The organism is Variibacter gotjawalensis, assembly GCF_002355335.1.
GTDB classification, from domain to species: Bacteria; Pseudomonadota; Alphaproteobacteria; order Rhizobiales; family Xanthobacteraceae; genus Variibacter; species Variibacter gotjawalensis.
This window is the reverse complement of sequence record NZ_AP014946.1, coordinates 3,930,032-3,946,213: the sequence shown is the minus strand read 5'-3', so window position 1 is coordinate 3,946,213 and position 16,182 is coordinate 3,930,032. Positions and strand designations below refer to the sequence as shown.

16 protein-coding genes are annotated in these 16,182 nt (G+C 63.5%); 13 read left to right on the top strand and 3 right to left on the bottom strand.

Annotated features, from left to right (window positions below; translation table 11 throughout):
• The first annotated feature begins 5 nt into the window (after positions 1–5).
• The 7 genes from GJW30_RS19350 to GJW30_RS19320 all read left to right on the top strand — a co-directional run bounded on the left by GJW30_RS19350 (position 6) and on the right by GJW30_RS19320 (position 6,705).
• Complete coding sequence (locus GJW30_RS19350; RefSeq protein ID WP_096358037.1) at positions 6–761, top strand: ABC transporter ATP-binding protein; 756 nt, start codon at positions 6–8, stop codon at positions 759–761.
• Positions 754–1,467: an ABC transporter ATP-binding protein gene (locus GJW30_RS19345; protein WP_096358036.1), complete on the top strand. Its 714-nt coding sequence runs from the start codon at positions 754–756 to the stop codon at positions 1,465–1,467. The genes GJW30_RS19350 and GJW30_RS19345 overlap by 8 nt, the downstream gene beginning before the upstream one ends.
• A 62-nt stretch (positions 1,468–1,529) precedes the next feature.
• On the top strand, positions 1,530–2,741 hold the full coding sequence (locus GJW30_RS19340; protein ID WP_096358935.1) for an ABC transporter substrate-binding protein: 1,212 nt from the start codon (positions 1,530–1,532) through the stop codon (positions 2,739–2,741).
• A gap of 79 nt (positions 2,742–2,820) precedes the next feature.
• Positions 2,821–4,026, top strand: a complete 1,206-nt coding sequence (locus tag GJW30_RS19335) for an ABC transporter substrate-binding protein (RefSeq protein WP_096358035.1) — start codon at positions 2,821–2,823, stop codon at positions 4,024–4,026.
• A 96-nt stretch (positions 4,027–4,122) separates the two neighbouring features.
• Positions 4,123–5,040, top strand: coding sequence for a branched-chain amino acid ABC transporter permease (locus GJW30_RS19330; protein WP_096358034.1), 918 nt, complete (start codon positions 4,123–4,125; stop codon positions 5,038–5,040).
• Position 5,041: 1 nt separating this feature from the next.
• The gene (locus tag GJW30_RS19325; RefSeq protein WP_096358033.1) at positions 5,042–6,016 is read left to right on the top strand and encodes a branched-chain amino acid ABC transporter permease; all 975 of its coding nucleotides are present in this window, start codon (positions 5,042–5,044) and stop codon (positions 6,014–6,016) included.
• 2 nt (positions 6,017–6,018) lie between these two features.
• Positions 6,019–6,705 carry an RraA family protein gene (locus GJW30_RS19320; protein ID WP_096358032.1) on the top strand — a complete coding sequence of 229 codons (687 nt, stop codon included), beginning with the start codon at positions 6,019–6,021 and terminating at the stop codon, positions 6,703–6,705.
• 109 nt (positions 6,706–6,814) lie between these two features.
• Here GJW30_RS19320 and GJW30_RS19315 read toward each other — a convergent pair whose 3' ends face one another.
• Positions 6,815–7,207, bottom strand: coding sequence for a winged helix-turn-helix transcriptional regulator (locus GJW30_RS19315; protein WP_096358031.1), 393 nt, complete (start codon positions 7,205–7,207; stop codon positions 6,815–6,817).
• A 99-nt stretch (positions 7,208–7,306) separates the two neighbouring features.
• Here GJW30_RS19315 and GJW30_RS19310 point away from each other — a divergent pair, with 99 nt between their 5' ends.
• On the top strand, positions 7,307–7,918 hold the full coding sequence (locus tag GJW30_RS19310) for an NAD(P)-dependent oxidoreductase (protein WP_096358030.1): 612 nt from the start codon (positions 7,307–7,309) through the stop codon (positions 7,916–7,918).
• Here GJW30_RS19310 and GJW30_RS19305 read toward each other — a convergent pair.
• On the bottom strand, positions 7,915–8,862 hold the full coding sequence (locus tag GJW30_RS19305) for an alpha/beta hydrolase fold domain-containing protein (protein ID WP_096358029.1): 948 nt from the start codon (positions 8,860–8,862) through the stop codon (positions 7,915–7,917). The genes GJW30_RS19310 and GJW30_RS19305 overlap by 4 nt on opposite strands.
• A gap of 125 nt (positions 8,863–8,987) precedes the next feature.
• On the opposite strand from GJW30_RS19305, the gene GJW30_RS19300 reads away from it, so the two are divergent.
• Positions 8,988–10,811, top strand: a complete 1,824-nt coding sequence (locus GJW30_RS19300) for a gamma-glutamyltransferase family protein (protein WP_096358028.1) — start codon at positions 8,988–8,990, stop codon at positions 10,809–10,811.
• 2 nt (positions 10,812–10,813) lie between these two features.
• On the top strand, positions 10,814–11,524 hold the full coding sequence (locus GJW30_RS19295) for a DUF1028 domain-containing protein (RefSeq protein WP_096358027.1): 711 nt from the start codon (positions 10,814–10,816) through the stop codon (positions 11,522–11,524).
• Between the two features lie 79 nt (positions 11,525–11,603).
• On the opposite strand, the gene GJW30_RS19290 is transcribed toward GJW30_RS19295, so the two are convergent.
• Positions 11,604–12,356: a Spy/CpxP family protein refolding chaperone gene (locus GJW30_RS19290; protein ID WP_157746791.1), complete on the bottom strand. Its 753-nt coding sequence runs from the start codon at positions 12,354–12,356 to the stop codon at positions 11,604–11,606.
• Between the two features lie 178 nt (positions 12,357–12,534).
• Here GJW30_RS19290 and GJW30_RS19285 point away from each other — a divergent pair, with 178 nt between their 5' ends.
• From GJW30_RS19285 to GJW30_RS19275, 3 genes are all read left to right on the top strand, one after another.
• Positions 12,535–13,707, top strand: a complete 1,173-nt coding sequence (locus GJW30_RS19285; protein WP_096358934.1) for a M20 family metallopeptidase — start codon at positions 12,535–12,537, stop codon at positions 13,705–13,707.
• 83 nt (positions 13,708–13,790) lie between these two features.
• Positions 13,791–14,894, top strand: coding sequence for an NADH:flavin oxidoreductase/NADH oxidase (locus GJW30_RS19280; protein ID WP_096358025.1), 1,104 nt, complete (start codon positions 13,791–13,793; stop codon positions 14,892–14,894).
• Between the two features lie 24 nt (positions 14,895–14,918).
• Positions 14,919–16,172, top strand: coding sequence for a M20 family metallo-hydrolase (locus GJW30_RS19275; protein ID WP_096358024.1), 1,254 nt, complete (start codon positions 14,919–14,921; stop codon positions 16,170–16,172).
• Positions 16,173–16,182: the final 10 nt, after the last annotated feature.

Sequence of the window (16,182 nt, the reverse complement as noted above, 5' to 3'; positions counted from 1 at the left end):
CGTCCATGAGTGAAGACATCATCCTGGCGACCGACGATCTGACTAAGGAATTTGCAGGTTTCGTCGCGGTCAACGGCGTCACGTTGCGGGTCAAGCGCGGCAGCATTCATGCGTTGATCGGCCCGAACGGGGCCGGCAAGACGACATGCTTCAATCTGCTGACCAAGTTCCTACAACCGACGCGCGGCAAGATCACCTTCAATGGAAACGACATAACGGGGCTCGCGCCGGCCGATATCGCGCAACTTGGGCTTGTGCGGTCATTCCAAATCTCGGCCGTGTTCCCTCATCTGACGCTACGCGAAAATGTCCGCGTCGCGCTGCAGCGCAAGCGCGGCGGATCGTTCGACTTCTGGCGTTCGAAGAACGTGCTCAGCGAGTTCGACGACCGCGCGATGTCGCTGCTCGAAGGCGTCGGCCTGAAGCAATATTCGCATCTCACTGCGGTTGAACTTCCATACGGCCGCAAGCGTGCGTTGGAGCTTGCCACGACGATCGCGCTCGATCCCGAGATGCTGCTGCTCGACGAGCCGACCGCTGGCATGGGTCACGAAGATATCGACCGCGTCGCCGCGCTGATCAAATCCGTTTCCGCCAACCGCACCGTGCTGATGGTCGAGCACAACCTCAACGTTGTCGCGACGTTGTCGGACACGATTACGGTGCTGACGCGCGGGCGCGTGCTCGCCGAGGGCGACTACAAGACAGTGTCGAACCATCCGGAAGTGAAGGAAGCCTACATGGGTGTCGGGCATGCTTGATAAGACCAACCCGATGCTGGCGGTTCGCGACCTGCAAGCCTGGTACGGCGAGTCGCACATTCTGCACGGCGTGAACTTCGACGTGCGCGAAGGCGAGGTGGTCTGTCTGCTCGGCCGCAACGGCGCCGGCAAGACGACGACGTTGAAATCCATCATGGGCATCGTCGGCAATCGCCGCGGCTCCGTGATGTTCGAGGGCAAGGAGCTGATCGGCCGCACGTCCGATAAGATCGCGCGTGCGGGCCTCGCTTTCTGCCCGGAAGAGCGCGGCATCTTCTCGAGCCTCGACGTCGCCGAAAATTTGGTACTGCCACCGGAGGTTCGTCCGGGCGGCCTCAGCCTTGACCGCATCTTTGAGTTGTTCCCGAACGTGAAGGAACGCTTGAAGAGCCAGGGCACTAAGCTCTCCGGCGGCGAGCAGCAGATGCTCGCGATCGGCCGCATCCTGCGCACGGGTGCGCGGCTGCTGCTGCTCGATGAGCCGACCGAAGGTCTTGCGCCGGTGATCATTCAGCAGATCGGCAAGACGATCCGCACGTTGAAGGAGCAGGGCTTCACGATCCTGCTGGTTGAGCAGAACTTCCGTTTCGCTTCGACCGTCGCCGACCGCTTCTACGTCATGGAGCACGGCACCGTGAAGGAATCCTTCGAGAGCGCCGAACTCGCCGCGAACATGGACAAGCTGCACGAATATCTCGGCGTCTAAGAGACTCAGGGCTTTCGGGGGAAAGCGCCCAACGACAAAAAAGAAAAATGGGAGTGAATCAAATGAAGCGGTTGCTCGGCCTAACAGGATTGACGCTCGCGCTGGCGTGCGGTTCGGCGCACGCGCAGTATAGCGACGGCGTCATCCGTATTGGCGTTCTCAACGACATGTCGAGCCTTTATGCCGACATCACGGGACCGGGTTCGGTCGTCGCCGCGAAAATGGCTGTCGAAGACTTCGGTGCCGAGAAGAAGGGCATGAAGGTCGAGATCATCGGCGCCGATCATCAGAACAAGCCGGACATCGGTGCCAACACGGCGCGCACCTGGTTCGACACCGGCGCGGTCGATGCCGTGTTCGACGTGCCGAACTCGGCCGTCGCGCTTGCCGTCAACCAGGTCGCCCGCGAGAAAAACAAGGTGTTCGTCTCGTCGGGTCCGGGTACGGCCGATCTCACCGGCCCGCAATGCTCGCCGAACCACGTCCATTGGACGTTCGATACCTGGGCGCTAGCGCACGGCACCGGCAAGGCCGTCGTCGCGACCGGCGGCAACACGTGGTTCTTCCTGACGGCCGACTACGCCTTCGGTCACGCGCTCGAGCGGGACACGTCGGCGGTGGTCGAAGCCAGCAACGGCAAGGTGCTCGGCAAGGTGCGCCACCCGATCAATTCGTCGGACTTCTCGTCGTTCCTGCTGCAGGCGCAGGCTTCGAAGGCGAAGGTCATCGGTCTGGCCAATGCGGGCGGCGACACGATCAACTCGGTCAAGCAGGCGGCTGAATTCGGCATCGTGAAGGGCGGGCAGAGCCTCGCGGGTCTTCTGGTGTTCGTCACCGACATCCACTCGCTCGGTCTTGAAACCGCGCAGGGCCTGATCTTCACGGAAGCCTTCTATTGGGACCGCAACGAAGAAAGCCGCGCGTTCTCCAAGCGCTTCGCGCCGCAATACAAGAACCAGATGCCCTCGATGGTGCAGGCCGGCGTCTATGCGGGCGTCCTTCATTACCTGAAAGCCGTCGAAGCCCTGAAGGACGATCGTGACGGCAAGGCTGTCGTTGCGAAGATGAAGGAAATCCCGACCGACGATCCGCTGTTCGGTAAGGGCATGATCCGCGCAGACGGTCGCAAGATCCACGACATGTATCTGCTCGAAGTGAAGAAGCCATCCGAGTCGAAGGGGCCTTGGGACTACATGAAAGTTCGCGCGACGATCCCCGCCGCCGAAGCGTTCCGTCCGCTCGCCGAGGGCAAATGCCCGCTGGTTGGCGGCTGATGTTTGATCGGCGGCATTCCGCCGCCGTGATGAAAATGGCGGCCTGCCGTTAGGCAGGTCGCTTCACTGGGAGTGAGTGATGAAGAAGTTTCTAGGAGCAAGCGTTCTCGCGCTCGCATTGGCAACGGCCAGCGCGCAGGCGCAACAAGTCAGCGTCAAGATCGGTGTCCTCACCGATATGTCGAGCCTTTACGCCGACCTCTCGGGCCCCGGCTCGCTGTGGGCCGCAAAGGCTGCGGCGGAAGATTTCGGTGCCGAGAAGAAGGGCATCAAGGTCGAGTTCGTCAGCGGCGACCATCAGAACAAGCCGGACATCGGCTCGGGTATCGCGCGTCAGTGGTTCGACACCGAGAAGGTCGACGCGATTGTCGACGTGCCGAACTCCGGCGTGGCTCTCGCGATCAATCAGGTCACCCGCGACAAGAACAAGGTGTTCATCGGTTCAGGCCCGGCAACCGCCGACCTCACCGGCGCGCAATGCACGCCGAACACTGTGCACTGGACCTACGACACGTGGGCTCTCGCCAACGGCACCGGCAAGGCTGTCGTCAAGACGGGTGGCAACACTTGGTTCTTCCTCACGGCCGACTATGCCTTCGGTCACGCGCTCGAGCGTGACACCTCGGCTGTCGTCGAAGCTAACGGCGGCAAGGTGGTCGGCAAGGTTCGCGCGCCGCTGAACACGCCGGACTTCTCGTCGTTCCTCCTGCAGGCACAGGCTTCGAAAGCGAAGATCATCGGCCTCGCCAATGCGGGCGGTGACACGGTCAACACCATTAAGCAGGCTTCCGAATTCGGCATCGTCGCCGGCGGTCAGAACCTCGCAGGCTTGCTGCTCTTCATCACCGACGTGCATGCGCTCGGTCTGCAGACTGCACAGGGCCTGATCTTCACGGAAGCTTGGTATTGGGATCTCAACGACCAGAGCCGCGCTTTCGCCAAGCGCTTTTCGGCAGCCAACGGCGGCAAATACCCGACGATGGTGCAGGCCGGCGTTTACGCGGGCACGTTGCATTATCTCAAGGCCATCGAAGCCACGAAGTCGGGCGCTGACGGCAAGGCTGTCGTTGCGAAGATGAAGGAGCTGCCGACGGAAGATCCGTTGTTCGGCAAGGGCACGATCCGCGCCGACGGCCGCCACATCCACGACATGTACCTCTTCGAGGTCAAGAAGCCGGCCGAGTCGAAGGGTCCGTGGGACTACTACAAGACGCGCGCGACCATTCCGGCTGCAGAAGCGTTCCGTCCGATCGCGGACGGCAAGTGCCCGCTCGTTAGCGGCTGATGTGACACGGGAGCGCCTCACCGGCGCTCCCGCTTTTTTTCGGCGCTCGCGGCGTATCGCGGGCTTCTCCCCGCTGAGCGGGAGAGTGGGGCAGGTATGGACATCTTTGGTATTCCCTCGCAGGCGTTGTTCGGCCAGCTGTTGCTCGGCCTGATCAACGGATCGTTCTACGCGCTGCTGAGTCTCGGCCTTGCCGTCATCTTCGGCATGCTGAACATCATCAACTTCAGCCACGGCGCGCAGTACATGATGGGCGCCTTCGTCGCCTACTTCCTGCTCAACGGCATCCCAATCCCCGGTATGGCGCAGCCGATCAAGCTCGGCCTGAACTACTGGTGGGCACTGCTCATTGTGCCGTTCGTCGTCGCGGCGTTCGGCATCATCATCGAGCGGCTATTCCTGCACCGCCTTTATAATCTCGACCATCTCTACGGATTGCTGCTGACATTCGGCATCGCGCTGATCACAGAAGGCCTGTTCCGCAATTCGTTCGGCTCGTCCGGCCTGCCGTATCGCGCACCGCCGCAACTAACCGGCGGGTACAACCTGGGCTTTATGTTCCTGCCGACCTATCGCGGCTGGGTCGTCGTGTTCTCGCTCGTCGTCTGCATCGCGACCTGGTTCGTGATCGAGAAGACGCGTCTTGGCGCCAACCTGCGCGCCGCGACGGAAAATCCGACGCTCGTGCGCGCGTTCGGCATCAACGTGCCGCGCATGATCACGCTGACCTACGGCTTCGGCGTCGGCCTCGCTGGTCTTGCCGGCGTGATGGCCGCGCCGATCTACAACGTGTCGCCGCAGATGGGCGCTAACATCATCATCGTAGTGTTCGCCGTTGTCGTCATCGGCGGCATGGGCTCGATCATGGGCGCGATCGTTACCGGCTTCGCGCTCGGCGTGGTCGAAGGCCTCACCAAAGTATTTTTCCCGGAAGCGTCGAACACCGTGATTTTCGTGATCATGGCGATCGTGCTTCTTGTGCGGCCCGCGGGCCTGTTTGGACGGACGGCGTAACATGGCTGATACAACCGCTGACACCACGATCACCGCATCGTCCGAGCCTTCGTCGAGACGCGCCGAGATTGTCGCGTTTCTCTTCATGGTTGCGATCCTGATCGCGGCGCCCGTTTTCATCTACCCGATCTCGGTGATGAAGGCGCTGTGCTTCGCGCTGTTCGCCTGTGCGTTCAACTTGTTGATCGGCTTCGTCGGTCTCTTGTCGTTCGGGCACGCTCTTTATTTCGGCTGGGCCGCTTACATCTGTGCGCACGCCGCCAAGGTGTGGGGTTTAACGCCTGAACTGGCGATCCTGCTCGGAACGCTGTCGGCCTGCGGGCTCGGCCTCGTGGCCGGTTCGATCGCGATCCGCCGCCAAGGCATCTACTTCGCGATGATCACGCTTGCGCTCGCGCAGATGATGTTCTTCTTCGCGCTGCAGGCACCGTTCACACACGGCGAAGACGGCATTCAGGCCGTGCCGCGCGGCAAGCTGTTCGGCGTCATCGACCTGACGAACCAGACGAATATGTACATCCTGGTGCTGGTGATTTTCCTCGCCGGCTTCCTCTTGATCTACCGCATCATCAATTCGCCGTTCGGCGAAGTGCTGAAAGCCATCCGCGAGAACGAGCCGCGCGCGATCTCGCTCGGCTACAAGACCGAACGCTACAAGCTTGCGGCGTTCGTTCTGTCGGCAACGCTCGCGGGTCTTGCTGGCTCGACGAAGGCAATCGTGTTCCAGCTCGCATCACTCACCGACGTGGATTGGACGATGTCGGGTGAGGTAGTGCTCATGTCGCTCGTCGGCGGTCTCGGCACGATCTTCGGGCCGGTGGTCGGCGCGTTCATCATCATAGCGATGCAGGACAACCTTGCGTCGTACGGCCAGTGGGTCACGGTGATCCAAGGCATCATCTTCGTGCTCTGCGTGCTGTTGTTCCGCCGCGGCGTCGTCGGTGAAATCGCGAACCTTCTGAAAGTGAAACTCTAAGCATGTCCGACGGTCCTAATCTGACGATCCGGCGCGAATGGCCGCGCCCGGATGCGGCTCTCATCGCGCGATACAAAGACATCCCGACCGGCTGGGTGACCGATGCGCTCGGCCGCAACGGCGCGATGGATTACCAGATCAAGCCGGTTTACCCGTTCGCGGGGCGCATCTGTGGGCCGGCATTGCCGGCCTGGGTGCGCGCGCGCGACAACATGGCGGTGTATGCGGCGAACACGGTTGCAAAGGCCGGCGACATTCTCGTGCTGTCGACGCATGACTGGACGGGCTCGGCCTCGCTTGGCGATCTCGCGATCGGCATGGTGCGCAATGCGGGTTGTGTCGCCGTAGTCACCGATGGTTTGGTGCGCGACATCGAAGGCATCGAGGACGTCGGCATTCCGGTATTTGCGCGCGGAATCTCGCCGAATTCGCCGTTCCGTCAGGGGCCGGGAACGGTCGGACTTCCGGTGTCGGTCGGCGGCGTCGTCGTCAATGCGGGCGACATGATCATCGGCGATCGCAACGGCGTCGTCGTCGTGCCTTTCGCGCGGATCGCGGAAGTTGCGGACACGTTCGCTGCGACGCGCGAGATCGAAAAGAAGATGGAAGCCGCGGTGATTAAAGGCACGCAGACGCTGCCGGGGGGCTTCGAGAAGACGATGGCGTCGCTCGACATCAAGTGGGTTTGACGCACTGACATTTCCTCGTCATTGCGAGCGACGAAGTCGCGAAGCAATCCAGTTCTTTCTTCTTCTGGATTGCCGCGTCGCCGCTAGCGGCTCCTCGCAATGACGATCGTCAGGCCGCTTTCCGCAGCGGCCGTGCCGGCTTCTCGTTGGTACGGTCGTAACGCTTCTGCGCGGTCTCGACGTCTTTGAGATGCGTTTCGGCCCAAACACGTAACGCATCGACGGCCGCATAAAGCGTCTTGCCGAGCGGCGTGATCGAGTACTCGACCGTGACCGGAACGGTCGCCTCGACGTGGCGATGCACGAGTCCGTCGCGCTCCAGGCTGCGCAGCGTCTGCGAGAGCATCTTCTGCGAGATGCCGTCGATGCGGCGGCGCAACTCGTTGAAGCGGTGAGCCTCGTCGTGCAGCAGGATCAGGATCAACACAGCCCATTTATCGCCGACGCGATCAAGCACGACACGGGTTGCACATTTGCGATTGAACGGATCTGGCGCCGGCATGGTCTCTCCGAAGTAACCTGGTGAAGGCAAAGTGCCTTCTTTACATGCTGCTCTCTGTATCGCACCTCGTCTCCAATAGTTACCACATGGAGATTGGATATGAAAGTCGCACTCATTGGCGCATCCGGCATGATCGGGTCGCGCGTTCTCGCGGAGCTGGCCCGCCGCGGCCATACGGTCACGGCAATTGCACGCGATACCGCGAAGATTGCGAAGCTCGACGGCGTCACGCCGGTCTCGGTCGATGCATTCGACGAGGCCGCGCTGGCGAAGGCACTCACGGGCGACGACGCCGTGATGAGCGCCGTGCATTTCACAGCGTCGGACCCGAAGATTCTTCTCGGTGCCGTAAAGACATCCGGCGTGCCGCGCTACCTCGTCGTCGGCGGGGCCGGCAGCCTCGAAGTCGCGCCCGGCAAGCAGCTGTTCGATACGCCGCAGTTTCCGGAGGTGTATCTGAAAGAGGCCAAGGCGGGCGGAGCCTATCTCGATATGCTGAAAACCGAGAGCGGGCTCGACTGGACGTTCCTCTCGCCGTCAGCGCTGATCGCGCCGGGCGAGCGCACCGGCACATTCCGCCTCGGTGGCGATCAACTTCTCGTTGCAGCCGACGGCAAGAGTTCGATCTCGGCGGAAGATTTTGCGATCGCGTTTGTCGATGAACTCGAAAAGCCGCAGCACAGCCGTAAGCGCTTCACTGTCGGCTACTAAATCACCGACGCCAAGTAACGCCCGGCCTCCGACAACGCGTTGCGCGACGCATCGGCCGCATTGCCGAAGCGCAGGAAGCCGTGCGTTGCGCCGGGCACATAATCGAGTCGGAAACGGATGCCGGCGGTGGTCAGCGCAGCGGCGAGCTTGAGCGAGTCGTCGCGCAGCACGTCGAGCCCGCAGGCGATCATGTAGCAGGGCGGTGCGGCGGCGAGATCGGCGCGCAGCGGCGCGACGCGCGGATCGTCCGTCGCGGTCGGGGCGTAGTATTGGTAGAACTGGGCCATCTCGCCGCGCGACAGGCCATAGCGTCCGTCGCCGAAGCCGCGATACGAGCTTGTTTCGAGCGACGTGTCGAAGGCGCCGTAGAACAGTCCGAGCGCTTGCGCGGGCGTGCCGGCGTCGCGCAGCGCGAGCGCGCCGGCGAGTGCGAGATTGGCGCCGGCGGAATCGCCCGCGATCGCGAGCTTTGTTGCATCGACGTTGAGGCGCTGGCCCTCGGGGCCGCGCAACGCGCGGGCTGCGGCCGATACCTCGTCGAATGCGGCCGGGAAGGGAGCTTCCGGCGCGCAGGAATAGTCGAGCGAGACGACGACGAAGTTGCTGCTCATCGCGAGCGCGCGCGCGCAGTTGTCGTGCGTATCGAGATCGCCGATGCACCAGCCGCCGCCATGCAAATAGAGCAACGTCGGGCCGGTGACATCCAGGGTCGGGCGATAGAGGCGGATGCGCAGCGCGCGGCCGCCGACGTCGAGTGTGTCGTTGATGATCTCGGCCGGCTGCGGTTGGCCTTCCGACCACCACGCTTGCTCGCGGCGCATTTGCTCGCGCGCACCCGGAATGTTGGTGAGGTCGCGCCTGACGGCGCCGCGGCGCACGGCTTCTGCGATGCAGGCGGCAATCGAGGGATCCAGCGTTGGATCAACGGGTGTTTTCGTGTCCATGGGCAGAATTAGAGGCCGATCGATGCGCGGTTTGCAACCCTGGCGGCCGGCAATCCAGGTTCTCGGCCCTGGTGGTTCGGTGTGCGACGCGGTAGGTTCCGGCAACCAAAAAAGCGAGTGCACACATGAGCATCGTCAATACCGGCCCGTTCACGACCCGCCCCGAAATCGAGGGTACGTTCGGCGTCGTCACCTCGACGCACTGGCTGGCGACGGCTGTCGGCATGGGCATCTTGGAGCGCGGCGGTAACGCTTTCGACGCCGCGGTCGCGACAGCGTTCACGCTGCAGGTGGTCGAGCCGCATCTCAACGGTCCGGGCGGTGACGTGCCGATCATCCTGCACGACGTGCGGCGCGGCAAAACGGAAGTCATCTGCGGGCAAGGTCCGGCTCCGTCGGGAGCGACGATCGCGAAGTATCGCGCGATGGGGCTCGACATGATGCCGGGCACCGGCCTCCTCATCGCGTGCGTCCCCGGCACCTTCGAGAGCTGGATGCTGATACTGCGCGACTACGGAACGATGCGCCTGCGCGACGTGCTGGAAGCCGCGATCACATACGCGGACGAGGGTTATCCGGTGGTCGAGCGCGTGACCGCGACGATCGATACGGTGCGCGAACTCTTCACGCAGCATTGGCCGACATCGGCGGAGATTTATCTCGCGAACGGGCAGCCGCCGCAGCCGGGCGACATCTTCACCAACAAGACGATGGCGGCCACCTATCGCCGCATCCTGAAGGAAGCCGAGTCCGGCGGCGGCAATCGCGAAGCCGAGATCGAGCGGGCGCGGAAAGCCTGGTCGCATGGTTTCGTCGCCGAGGCGATCGGCCGCTTCTGCGCTGAGACGAAGTGGATGGACACGAGCGGCGAGCCGCATGGTGGCATGCTGACCGCCGACGATATGGCGCGCTGGACGCCCGGCATCGAAGCGCCGCAGACGTATGACTATGGCCGCTACACGGTGTGCAAGGGCGGTGTGTGGAGCCAAGGCCCCGTGATGCTGCAGCAGCTCGCGCTGCTGAAGGGCTTCGCGCTCGATGGGCTCGATCCGGCCGGGCCGGATTTCATCCATCTGCAGGTCGAAGCTGCGAAGCTCGCTTACGCCGACCGCGAGAAATTCTACGGCGATCCGAACTTCGTCGACGTGCCGATCGAGACGCTCCTGTCCGACGCCTACAACGACGAGCGCCGCAAGCTGATTGGTGAACAGGCCTCGCTCGATCAGCGGCCGGGTTCGGTCGAAGGTTTCGGCTCGGTGCTCAAACTGCGCCGCCTCGAGGAATTCGGCATGACGGCCGCAGGTGCCGGCGAGCCGACGGTCGGCAAACTTTCAGGTGAAGCGCCGATCTCGCGGCAGGGCGCGATGCGCGGCGACACCGTGCATTTCGACATCGTTGATCGCGACGGAAACATCGTGTCGGCGACGCCGTCGGGCGGTTGGCTGCATTCATCGCCGGTCATTCCGGAACTCGGTTTCCCGCTCGGCACTCGCGGCCAGATGTTCTGGCTGGAAGACGGGCATCCGGGCGCTCTTGCGCCAAACAAACGCCCGCGCACGACACTGTCGCCTACGCTCGCACTGCGCGACGGCGAGCCATATCTCGCCTGGGGCTCGCCCGGGGGCGATCAGCAGGACCAATGGACGACGCAATTCTTCCTGCGTCACGTTCATGCCGGCATGAATCTGCAAGAGTCGATTGATGCGCCGGCCTGGCACTCCGAGCATTTTCCGATTTCGTTCTGGCCGCGCACGGCTCGCCCTGGCGTTCTCGTTGTCGAGGGCCGCGTGCCGCAGGCGACGATCAAGGAACTTGAGCGCCGCGGCCACGAAGTCGAGGTCGGGCCGGATTGGTCGGAAGGCCGTTTGACCGCGGCATCGAAGCTCGGTAAGCGGCGCCGCGCCGCCGCCAATCCGCGCGGCATGCAGGGTTACGCGGCAGGGAGATAAGAATGACGTGGTTGATCGTCGCTCGCGATATTGAGAGCGGCCTTTTCGGAATTGCAGTTTCCACATGTGCTTTTGCGGTTGGTGGTTGGGTTCCGCACGCGGCGGGTGATGCCGGAGCTGTTGCAACCCAGTCGTATACCAATCCACTTTACGGGGTTCACGGGCTCGCCATGATGCGGGCCGGCGAGAGTGCCGAGAATACGTTGCGCGCACTGACGGCAGCGGACGACAATCGCGACTATCGCCAGGTTCATGCAATGGATCGCGTGGGCACATTCGCGGCTTACACGGGCGCGAGTTGCGTTGCTTGGTGTGGGCATCTGATCCGAGAGCACTTCTCGGTAGCGGGAAATATGCTGGTGGGTCCGCAGGTGATCGAGGAAACCGCCTCGGTGTATGAGGCACAAGCGGCACTGCCGTTCCCGCGCCGTCTGCTGGCGGCTCTGCTCGCAGGCGAAGTGGCCGGCGGAGACAAGCGCGGTAAGCAATCAGCCGCGCTGCTCATTCAAGATGGCGAAGAGTATACGGCGCTGAGCCTCCGCGTCGACGATCACGCGGACCCGATTGCAGAACTCAATCGCCTCGAAGCTAAGAGCCGCGAGCGTTACGTGCACTATCGCAAATGTATGCCGACGCGCGCGCAGCCTTCGGGGTTGAGGGCTGGCGAAGAGATGGAACGCGCTATCGCGAAGTCGATCGCGGCTCAGAGTTAAGTTCAATCGCCATTCGTTGCGGTGTTTGTCATGGCCCGGACGAGGCGGGCCGTGACGGCTCACTCAGGAGCAGGACGGATTAGAGGCGGCCGCGCCACCCGCGCGGCCAGTCGTCGCGCTCGCCGCGTTGGCCATCGCCGCGACGTTGCGGTTCCTCGTCGGGGTGGCCGGCTCGCGCAGGGCGCTGCATGCTCAACAGATTAAGCCGCGCCTTCTGCTCGTCGTTCAGGACGGCGTAATACTCTTCCAGCGCTGGGCGGATGATGCGGATCGACTCTAGCCGCGCCGTCAGGCGCTTCTCGATTTCGGCAAAGCGCATCGGCACGGAGGCGTAGCGTTCGGTCGGGCACGCGCCTTTGCCGGCTTCGTGCGCGCGCATCGAAGCTTGCTTCAGTTTCTCTAGCGCCGGGCGCTGCGCCTCAGTCGGCCGCGTGATGCGCTCCATGCGATCGTTCATGCGCTCGACGACTCGCGCACCATCCGGACCGCAGAATTGTAGCATGCGTTGACCGGGCCGCGGGCCGCGCGGCGGGCCGTCGAATTGTGCCTCGGTTGCCTCACGGCGCTCGGTTGGCTGGCGGCTGACTTCGGGCTTGGTGTCCGGCAATGCACGGTCGGCGCGCGTTTGCGGATCGGCCGGGCCGCCATACTGCGCATATTCTTCCAGCGTCGGCAGATCGTCGTCGTCGTCGATTTCCGACGTGCGCTGGGGCGTGACGCCAGGTTGAGCGGGGATCGATGCAGTCGTCCCGTTCGAGCCAGCGCGCACGAGGATCGGCGCGCTCGCGGCGAGCAGCAGGGCGGCGAAACTGGCAACGATCAACTTGGGCATGCGGGGCACCCGAAAACGCGATTCAAAAACCGCTCTATTGAGATCACTCGGTACGGGCGGAAACATGGCAGAGTTTCCGGTATTTCAATCCTGCGCGATGCACGGCTGTGCCGCGCCGACATGGGATGATTTTCGCGGCGCGATATGGCTAAAAGGGTGCCGCAAGTTGGGGTTGGTGATGAATTCGAACGAAAAAGCGGTCCTCGATTGGCTCGGGGCTCAAGAGGGTGCGATGGTCGCTCTGCTTGAGCGCCTCGTGAACACAGACGGCGGTAGCTACGACAAGGCCGGCGTCGATGCGGTTGGTGACCACATCAAGGCGTTTCTTGAGGGCGAGGGTGTCGGTGTCGAGACGGTGCCGGTTGCCGAGTTCGGCGATGCGTTGCGCGCGACGGTGTCCGGAGGTGTTGAAGGTGCGGGCGCGAATTCCACGATCCTCCTGATGGGGCATCGCGATACGGTTTTTCCAAGCGGCGAGCCGGCGCGGCGCCCGTTCAAGATCATCGATGGGATTGCGTATGGTCCGGGCGTTGCCGACATGAAAGCCGGGCTGGTGATGAACGCCTTCGTCATGGCCGCGTTCAAGCGGCACGGCGGCGCGCCGGCACCGCTGGTCGGCCTCTTCACCAGCGACGAGGAAATCGGCTCGCCCGCGTGTCGGCCGATCATCGAGGCGGAAGGGCGACGTGCGCGCGCGGTGTTCAATTCCGAGCCGGGCCGGCCCGGCAATCTCGTCGTCACCGGCCGCAAGGGCGGCGTCTTCATGCGCCTGACGGCGACCGGCAAGCCGGCGCATTCTGGCGCAAATTTCGCGGAAGGCATTAGCGCGATCGAGGAGCTCGCGCGCAAGATCTTCGCGCTTTACGAAATCAAAGGGCTCGATGCTGGAACGACGATCAATGTCGGCACGATCGGCGGCGGGCAGACCGTGAACACGGTTGCGCCGTCGGCGACCTGCGAGATCGATCTGCGCTACGTGACACAGCCGGATCGAGAGGCCGCAATGGCTGCGATCCGCAAAGTCGCCGAAACGACATACGTTGCGGGTACGACGTCGCTGCTGGAGATCGCCAGCGAATTCTACGCGATGGTCGAGACGCCGGGATCCGATGCGCTCTATCAGCACTATGCGGCCTGTGCGGACGACCTCGGCGCGCCCGTGAAGCCGACATTCACGGGTGGCTGTTCGGATGCTGGGTTCACAGCGGCGGTCGGCGCGCCCACCATCTGCGCAGTCGGCCCGATCGGCGGCAAGGCGCATACGCCGGACGAGTTCCTCGAAGTCGCCAGCCTCGTGCCGCGCGCGCAGAATGTCGCTCTCGCTATCATGCGCCTCGAAGCACCACGTTGATCGGTGCGTCTCGTCCTTTAGTGGCCGGATTGTCTTGACGTGAACTGGCCGCGGCCTCGCTTAAAAAAATCAGGGAAAACTTGATGTCAGCACTCTTCTCTCCGATCCGCCTCGGCGATCTCGAACTTTCGAACCGCATCGTCGTTGCACCGATGTGCCAATACTCGGCCGATGACGGCTGCGCCAACGACTGGCACACGACGCACCTCGGCATGCTGGCGAACTCCGGCGCAGGCCTCGTCGTGATTGAGGCGACGCATGTCGATCGCGCGGCGCGCATAACGCATGGCTGTGTCGGCCTCTACAGCGATGCGAACGAAGCGGCGCTCGCGCGCGTGATCGCGCATTGCAAGCGGATCGGCACAGCGAAGTTCGCCGTGCAGCTCGCGCATTCGGGCCGCAAGGGTTCGTCGCAGCGCCCCTGGGAAGGCGGCAAGGGATTGCACCAGAACGGCGGACTGGATCAGCCGTGGCCGACGATCGGCCCGTCCGCGATCACCTTCGGCGAAGGCTGGGCGGTGCCGCGCGAGATGGAGAAGGCGGACTTCGAACGCGTGACCGAGCAATTCGTCGAAGCGGCGAAGCGCGCCGTGCGGCTCGGCTTCGACGCTGCCGAGATGCACATCGCGCACGGCTATCTCCTGCACAGCATCGCGTCGCCGATCTCGAACAAGCGCAGCGACGGCTACAGCGCGGGCCGCCAGGCCGGCTGGCGCTTCATCGCGGAAATCGCAGAGGCGATCCGCGCCGCCGTGCCAAAGGGGTTCCCGGTGGGCGCGCGCATCACGGGCAGCGATTGGGCTGACGGCGGCATGACGCCGGACGATTGCGTGGCGCTTGCAACGATGTTGCGCGAGGCGGGGCTCGACTACATCGACGTTTCGTCGGGCGGCGTTGCGGCCGGCATCCATAATCCGACGCATCCGGGCTACAACGTGCCGATGGCGGAGCGCGTGAAGCGCGAGGCCGGCATTGCGAGCCGCGCCGTTGGGCTGATTGCAGATCCGGCGCATGCCGAAGAGATCATCGCGTCCGGCAAGGCCGATCAGGTGGCGCTCGGCCGTGCATTCCTGGATAATCCGCATTGGGGCTGGATGGCGGCGGAAGCGCTCGGCGCGGATGTTGCACGGCCGCCGCAATATCTGCGCGTCGGGCGCAAGATGTGGGCGAAGCCTGGGAAGGCTTGAGCGCAGGGAGCTAGGGAACAAGCGATGCAGAACCTCGCGATCAATCCGGAGCGGCTCTGGGACGAGCTGATGGAGACGGCGCAGATCGGCGGCAACGAAAAGGGCGGCATCTGCCGCCTCACGTTGACGGATCTCGACCGGCAAGTGCGCGACTGGTTCCGCGCGCGCTGCGAAGGTCTCGGCATGACCGTGACGGTCGATGATATGGGCGTCCAGTATGCGCGGCGCGCAGGTCAGCGGAACGACATTCCGCCGATCGCGCTTGGTAGCCATCTCGACACGCAGCCGACCGGCGGCAAATTCGACGGCTGTCTCGGCGTGCTCGGCGCGCTCGAAGCGGTGCGCACGCTGGTCGAGGCGGGCTACGAGACTTACGCGCCGATCGAGATCATCAACTGGACCAACGAAGAGGGTTCGCGCTTCGCGCCCGCAATGGTGGCCTCCGGCGTATTCGCCGGCGCGTTCACGCGTGAGCATGCAGCTGGGATCAAGGACGTCGAAGGCATCACGATGGGCGACGCCCTGGAGACGATCGGCTATCGCGGCGCGGAGCCGTGCGGGCAGCATCCGCTGACGGCGTTCTTCGAGTTGCATATCGAGCAGGGGCCGCTGCTCGAAGCGGAGGATAAGCAGGTCGGTGTCGTCACCGGTGTGCAGGGCATGCGCTGGTATGAGGTGCGCGTCACCGGACAGTCCGCGCATACGGGCGCGACACCGATGCACTTGCGCAAGAATGCGCTGACAGGGGCGGCGCGGCTGATGGATCGCATCGAGCATATCGCGCACGCGCATGCGCCGCTCGCGGTCGGCAGCGTCGGCTTCGTCGAGGTGAAGCCGAACTCGCGTAACGTCGTGCCGGGCGAGGTGTTCTTCACGGTCGACTTCCGGCACCCGGAAGCGAGCGTGCTCGACCAGATGGAACAACTGCTCGTCGCGTCGCTTGGTGAGATCTGCGATCCACTCAAGCTTTCGACGCGAATGGAGAAGATTTGGGACAATCCGCCGGTGCGGTTCGATGCCGAGTGCATCGAAGCTGTGCGTTACGGCATACAGCAGAGTGGCTTTACGTCGCGGGATATCGTCTCCGGCGCGGGCCACGATGCGGCCTATGTGTCGCGTGTGGCGCCGACGACGATGATCTTCGTGCCGTGCCGCGAAGGCATCAGCCACAACGAGGCTGAGTATTCGTCGAAGGAACAATGTGCGGCGGGTGCTCAGGTTTTGATGCAGGCGATACTGGAATACGATCGCCGGCTTGCCGAAAAAGGCGCCGGTTAAAAACAACAAG

Excerpts from the sequence above, each read along its gene's own strand:
- GJW30_RS19350 (WP_096358037.1), top strand. The coding sequence starts at position 6 with ATGAGTGAAGACATCATCCTGGCGACCGACGATCTGACTAAGGAATTT.
- GJW30_RS19345 (WP_096358036.1), top strand. The coding sequence starts at position 754 with ATGCTTGATAAGACCAACCCGATGCTGGCGGTTCGCGACCTGCAAGCC.
- GJW30_RS19340 (WP_096358935.1), top strand. The coding sequence starts at position 1,530 with ATGAAGCGGTTGCTCGGCCTAACAGGATTGACGCTCGCGCTGGCGTGC.
- GJW30_RS19335 (WP_096358035.1), top strand. The coding sequence starts at position 2,821 with ATGAAGAAGTTTCTAGGAGCAAGCGTTCTCGCGCTCGCATTGGCAACG.
- GJW30_RS19330 (WP_096358034.1), top strand. The coding sequence starts at position 4,123 with ATGGACATCTTTGGTATTCCCTCGCAGGCGTTGTTCGGCCAGCTGTTG.
- GJW30_RS19325 (WP_096358033.1), top strand. The coding sequence starts at position 5,042 with ATGGCTGATACAACCGCTGACACCACGATCACCGCATCGTCCGAGCCT.
- GJW30_RS19320 (WP_096358032.1), top strand. The coding sequence starts at position 6,019 with ATGTCCGACGGTCCTAATCTGACGATCCGGCGCGAATGGCCGCGCCCG.
- GJW30_RS19315 (WP_096358031.1), bottom strand. The coding sequence starts at position 7,207 with ATGCCGGCGCCAGATCCGTTCAATCGCAAATGTGCAACCCGTGTCGTG.
- GJW30_RS19310 (WP_096358030.1), top strand. The coding sequence starts at position 7,307 with ATGAAAGTCGCACTCATTGGCGCATCCGGCATGATCGGGTCGCGCGTT.
- GJW30_RS19305 (WP_096358029.1), bottom strand. The coding sequence starts at position 8,862 with ATGGACACGAAAACACCCGTTGATCCAACGCTGGATCCCTCGATTGCC.
- GJW30_RS19300 (WP_096358028.1), top strand. The coding sequence starts at position 8,988 with ATGAGCATCGTCAATACCGGCCCGTTCACGACCCGCCCCGAAATCGAG.
- GJW30_RS19295 (WP_096358027.1), top strand. The coding sequence starts at position 10,814 with ATGACGTGGTTGATCGTCGCTCGCGATATTGAGAGCGGCCTTTTCGGA.
- GJW30_RS19290 (WP_157746791.1), bottom strand. The coding sequence starts at position 12,356 with ATGCCCAAGTTGATCGTTGCCAGTTTCGCCGCCCTGCTGCTCGCCGCG.
- GJW30_RS19285 (WP_096358934.1), top strand. The coding sequence starts at position 12,535 with ATGAATTCGAACGAAAAAGCGGTCCTCGATTGGCTCGGGGCTCAAGAG.
- GJW30_RS19280 (WP_096358025.1), top strand. The coding sequence starts at position 13,791 with ATGTCAGCACTCTTCTCTCCGATCCGCCTCGGCGATCTCGAACTTTCG.
- GJW30_RS19275 (WP_096358024.1), top strand. The coding sequence starts at position 14,919 with ATGCAGAACCTCGCGATCAATCCGGAGCGGCTCTGGGACGAGCTGATG.